At 71.1% G+C, this 5,061-nt stretch carries 5 protein-coding genes; all 5 read left to right on the top strand.

Annotated elements, in window-relative coordinates; all coding sequences use genetic code 11:
• Window positions 1–18 precede the first annotated feature (18 nt).
• The gene (gene pth, locus IY392_RS04345; protein ID WP_107756938.1) at window positions 19–618 is read left to right on the top strand and encodes an aminoacyl-tRNA hydrolase; all 600 of its coding nucleotides are present in this window, start codon (window positions 19–21) and stop codon (window positions 616–618) included.
• Window positions 615–992: a DUF1990 family protein gene (locus IY392_RS04350; protein WP_194860601.1), complete on the top strand. Its 378-nt coding sequence runs from the start codon at window positions 615–617 to the stop codon at window positions 990–992. Before pth ends, IY392_RS04350 begins: the two co-directional genes overlap by 4 nt.
• 120 nt (window positions 993–1,112) lie before the next feature.
• Complete coding sequence (locus IY392_RS04355; RefSeq protein WP_182627345.1) at window positions 1,113–2,786, top strand: peptide chain release factor 3; 1,674 nt, start codon at window positions 1,113–1,115, stop codon at window positions 2,784–2,786.
• Between the two features lie 161 nt (window positions 2,787–2,947).
• Window positions 2,948–4,573: a hypothetical protein gene (locus IY392_RS04360; protein WP_228549009.1), complete on the top strand. Its 1,626-nt coding sequence runs from the start codon at window positions 2,948–2,950 to the stop codon at window positions 4,571–4,573.
• The coding region (locus IY392_RS04365; RefSeq protein WP_309234002.1) for an MFS transporter at window positions 4,570–5,061 on the top strand (492 nt) is incomplete at its 3' end. The genes IY392_RS04360 and IY392_RS04365, both read left to right, overlap by 4 nt.

Genomic DNA, 5,061 nt, shown 5'->3' on the forward strand with positions numbered 1-5,061 from the left:
GTCTGGGACCATGAGACCGTGAGTACCGCTGACACCCCCGGGCCCCGACTCGTGGTGGGCCTGGCCAACCCCGGTCCCGACTACGAGGGGACCCGCCACAACATCGGCTGGGACGTGCTGCTCGAGCTGGCCTCCCGCGCCCTGCCCATGCCGGCGAGTTTCTCCACACACAAGCGGACCAACTGCGAGGTGGCCCAGACGCGGGTCGCCGACCAGGCCGTGATCCTGGCCCGGCCGCGCAGCTACATGAACCTGTCCGGGGGGCCCGTCGCCGCGGTGGCCAAGTACTTCTCCGTCGCGCCCACCGACGTGATCGTGGTGCACGACGAGATCGACATCGACTTCGGACAGGTCCGTCTCAAGCGCGGCGGGGGCGAGGGCGGGCACAACGGGCTCCGCTCGGTCACCGCAGCCCTGGGCACCAGGGACTACATCAGGGTCCGCGCGGGGGTCGGCCGGCCACCGGGGCGCATGGCCGTGGCGGACTACGTGCTCAAGCGCTTCTCCAAGCTCGAGCAGCCCGACGTGCCGTTCCTGGTGCAGGACGCCGCCGACGCGGTCGAGCTCCTGCTCACCCACGGACTGGAGACCGCCCAGAACCAGGTCCACTCCGCGTGAGCCGCCCCCGGTGGTTCCGACGCGACGCCGTTCTGGGCTCCGGGGCCGACCTCTTCGACCGCGCGAGCCGCGCACTGTTCACCTGGGACATGCATCGCCGCGCCGGCCTCGTCGTCGTCTCCGACGGTCCCGCCACGGTCGGCCGCACCGTCACGCTCCGTCCGCGCACCGGGTCGGGGGCGTGGCTCAGGATCGCGGCACCGTGCGTGGTCACGTCGGTGATCGACAGCCCTACCGCCCGCGGCTTCACCTACCTCGCGCTTCCCGGCCACCCCGAGACAGGCCGGGAGTCGTTCCTGGTCGAGCGCGACCCGTCCACCGACGTCGTGCACCCCGGCGCACCGAGCCCGGGGAGCGATCACCGACCCGCGTGACCACTGCTTTCGCGCGCCCGCCGACCCCGGGCGGCGCACCCGCGGATTGGGTGCTCGACCGCGCACGGACGTACCCTGGGATGACGACGGCGAGGGCCGCCGGAGCACCGAGGAGGACGCGTGACCGAGACCGCCGAGCACACCGGGACCACCGGACGGCCGTCCGGTCCGGATGCGTCCGGCCACGTCGCGTCCGAGGTGTCACGCCGCCGGACCTTCGCGGTGATCGCCCATCCGGACGCCGGCAAGTCCACGCTCACCGAGGCGCTGGCGCTGCACGCGCGCGTCATCACCGAGGCCGGTGCCGTCCACGGCAAATCCGGCCGTCGGGCCACCGTGTCGGACTGGATGGAGATGGAGAAGGCCCGCGGCATCTCCGTCAGCTCCACCGCGCTGCAGTTCACCTACAAGCCCTCCGGGTCTGCCGAGGACGACGAGCCCTACGTCATCAACCTCGTCGACACCCCCGGCCACGCCGACTTCTCCGAGGACACCTACCGGGTGCTCACCGCCGTCGACGCGGCGGTGATGCTCATCGACGCCGCCAAGGGCCTCGAGCCACAGACGCTCAAACTGTTCCGCGTGTGCAAGCACAACGGCCTGCCCATCATCACGGTGATCAACAAGTGGGACCGTCCGGGGCAGGCGCCACTGGAGCTGCTGGACGAGATCACCGAGCAGATCGGCCTGGTGCCGACCCCGCTGTTCATGCCGGTCGGCATCGCCGGCGACTACCGGGGGTTGCTCCGCCGCGGCCCCGACGGTGCGCCCGAGGAATACATCCACTTCACCCGCACCGCCGGTGGATCGACCATCGCCCCGGAGGAGCACTACGACCCGGACACCGCCGCCCAGCGGGAGGGCGAGGTGTGGGAGACGGCCGTCGAGGAGTCCGAACTGCTCTCCGCCATGGGGCAGGACCACGACCAGGAGCTCTACCTGGCCGGCGAGACGAGCCCGGTGATCTTCGCCTCCGCGATGCTCAACTTCGGTGTGCACCAGATCCTGGACGCGCTGGTCGAACTGGCCCCACCGCCGCACGCGTGGGAGACCGTGACGGGAGCACCCCGGGAGACCTCGGATCCGTTCTCCGCGGTGGTGTTCAAGGTTCAGGCCGGCATGGACGCCGCGCACCGCGACCGGCTCGCGTTCATGCGCGTGGTCTCCGGGGAGTTCGAGCGCGGGATGGTGGTCACCCACGCCCAGTCCTCCAAACCGTTCACCACCAAGTACGCCCTGACCGTGTTCGGCCGCGACCGCACGACCGTCGAGACCGCCTACCCGGGCGACGTCGTGGGCCTTGTCAACGCCACCGCCCTCGCACCCGGCGACACCCTCTACACCGGTAAGAAGGTGCAGTTCCCGCCGATTCCCCAGTTCGCACCCGAGCACTTCGCCGTGGTGCGCGCGCAGTCGCTGGGCAAGTACAAACAGTTCCGTAAGGCCATCGACCAGCTGGCCGCCGAGGGCGTGGTGCAGATCCTGCGCAACGACACGCGTGGGGATGCCAACCCCGTCATGGCGGCGGTCGGGCCGATGCAGTTCGAGGTCGTCACCGCCCGCATGAAGGCCGAGTTCAACGTCGAGGTGGTCGTCGACCGCCTGCCGTACTCCATCGCCCGCCGCACCGACTCCGCCTCCGCCGACGAACTCGGCCGGCAGCGCGGGGTGGAGGTGTTCCAGCGCACCGACGGTGAACTCCTGGCTCTGTTCGGCGACAAGTGGCGCCTGCAGTACATCAGCAAGGAGATGGAGCACCTCACCATAGAACCGCTGGTCGCGGACACCAACTGACGCTCCCGCCACACACGCCCCAGCGGTGCGAACCCAACTCTGAACAGCTGTCCAGAAATCTCCGGGAACGGGCCGTGCCACGGCCGAACCTTGGTTAATCTCCCTTTCACGCCGACGCCCCCGCCGACCCACGGCGGGCGCCGTCTGAGAGGGGCACGTCCATGGGAAACGGCAGTTCGACCACGAGGTCCACGACCACCGGCAGATGGGCGCGCTCGGCGCTGGCTCTGCTCTCGGCTGTCGCGGTGACCGTCCCGCTGACGGCCGCGCCCGCGGCGTCCGCCACGCCGATCCGGGGCATGGTGGACGCCCACGCGCACATCGCCGCCTCCCAGGCGTTCGGCGGCGCCCTACGGTGCGGTGAGCCTTTCGCCCCCGGCGGGATGGCGCAGGCCCTGGCCGACTGCCCCACGCACTCGGACTTCGGACACTTCTCGCTGCTCGAGTCGGTCCTCGGCGGCACCGCGGTTCCGGGCGGCGCCCAGGGCTACCCCACGTTCGCGCAGTGGCCGGCCTCCAACTCGCAGTTGCACGAGCAGGCCTATTACACCGGTATCGAGCGCGCGTGGCGGGGCGGCCTCCGGGTGCTCAACAACTACCTGGTCGCCAACCGGGTGCTGTGCGAGATGCTCATCGGTTCGCCGTACTCGTGTGACGAGATGGATCAGCTGCGTCGTCAGGTCGACTACATGAACCGGATGGAGGCCCACATCGACGCCGAGCACGGCGGCCCCGGCCGGGGCTGGTTCCGGATCGCACGGTCTCCCGAGGAGGTCCGGTCGATCGCCGCGCAGGGCAAGCTCGCGGTGACGGTGGGCGTCGAGGCGTCCGAGCCGTTCGGCTGCCGGATGGTCAACGACGAGCCGCTGTGTTCGGCCGAGGACATCGACCGCGGCCTCGACGAATTCGCCTCGTGGGGCGTGTCCACCGTGTTCCCGGTCCACAAGTTCGACAACGCCCTCGGCGGCGCCCGCATGGACGAGGACCTGGCGGGCCTGGCGGTGAACGTGGGCAACAAGATCGGTACCCAGCGGTTCTGGGAGACCGAGCCGTGCACCGGCCCCGACGCGGACCACGACCAGCCGATCGCGAGCACCCCGGTCGCTGACGGGCTGGCGGCGGTGACCGGGGGCGCCCCCGCGGGAGCGGCATTGCCCGTGTATCCCGAGACGCCACTGTGCAACGTCCGCGGACTGACCCCGCTCGGCGAGCACGCCGTGCGGGGGATGATGGCGCGCGGCATGGTGATCAACATCGACCACATGAGCGTCAAGACGGCCACGCGGACGCTCGACATCGCCGCGGAGTCGGGGTACACGGGGCTCATCTCCGACCACACCTGGGCCACGCAGGGCATCACGCGCCGCATGCACGAACAAGGCGGGTTCGTGGCCGCGTTCGCCTGGCCCGCCGATGCGACCGAGACCTTCGACACCGGCTTCCTCGAGGCCTGGCGCGCCAACACCGCCGGCACGACCCGCCCCTGGGCCGGGTATGGCTACGGCTCGGACGTCAACGGCCTGGCGCACCTCGCGGACGCGCGCCCCAGCGCGGCCACCGATCCCCTGGTCTACCCGTTCACCGCGCTCAGCGGCGAGGTGATGGACCGGTGGCGGTTCGGTGACCGTGTCTACGACCTCAACGTCGACGGTGTGGCCCAGTACGGGCTCTACGCGGACTGGGCGGCCGACCTGCTGCACCGGGCCGGGCCCGACCGGCCCGAACTGGAGCGTCAGCTCATGGGCGGCGCCGAGGCGTGGACGGCCAACTGGGAACGCGTGCGGTGACCCGACCGGCCGACCGCGTCGGTCCCCTGTGGATCCTGGCGCTCACCCTCGGCGTCGTGGCGGTCTTCGCCTCGTGGTTCGGCCCGCTCCAGATCCTCCTGCCCGTGCAGACCGACAGGATCGGTGGCCCGGACGGCCGCGAGGCGCTGCTCGGGCTGGTGGTGGGCACGGGGGCCGCCGTCGCCCTGGTGGCCAACCCGCTGTGGGGCCTGGTCTCCGACCGGTGCCGCGCGCGGCTCGGCACCCGGATGCCGGTGGTGTACGCGGGCACGGCGATCGGGGTGGCGGGCCAACTGCTGCTCCTGACCTCCGATTCCGGGCCGGCCACGGTCGCGGGCTGGGTGCTGGTGCAGCTGGGATTCAACGGACCGTTCGCGGTGCTGGCCGCCCTGATGGCCGATCGCGTCCCCGAGCAGCAGCGGGGCGTGGTGGGGTCGTTGTTCGGAGTCGGGCAGATCGTCGGGGTGATCAGCGGCGTGGCGGTGGCG

This window comes from Dietzia sp. SYD-A1, assembly GCF_015356725.1.
In the GTDB taxonomy this organism is placed as follows: domain Bacteria; phylum Actinomycetota; class Actinomycetes; order Mycobacteriales; family Mycobacteriaceae; genus Dietzia.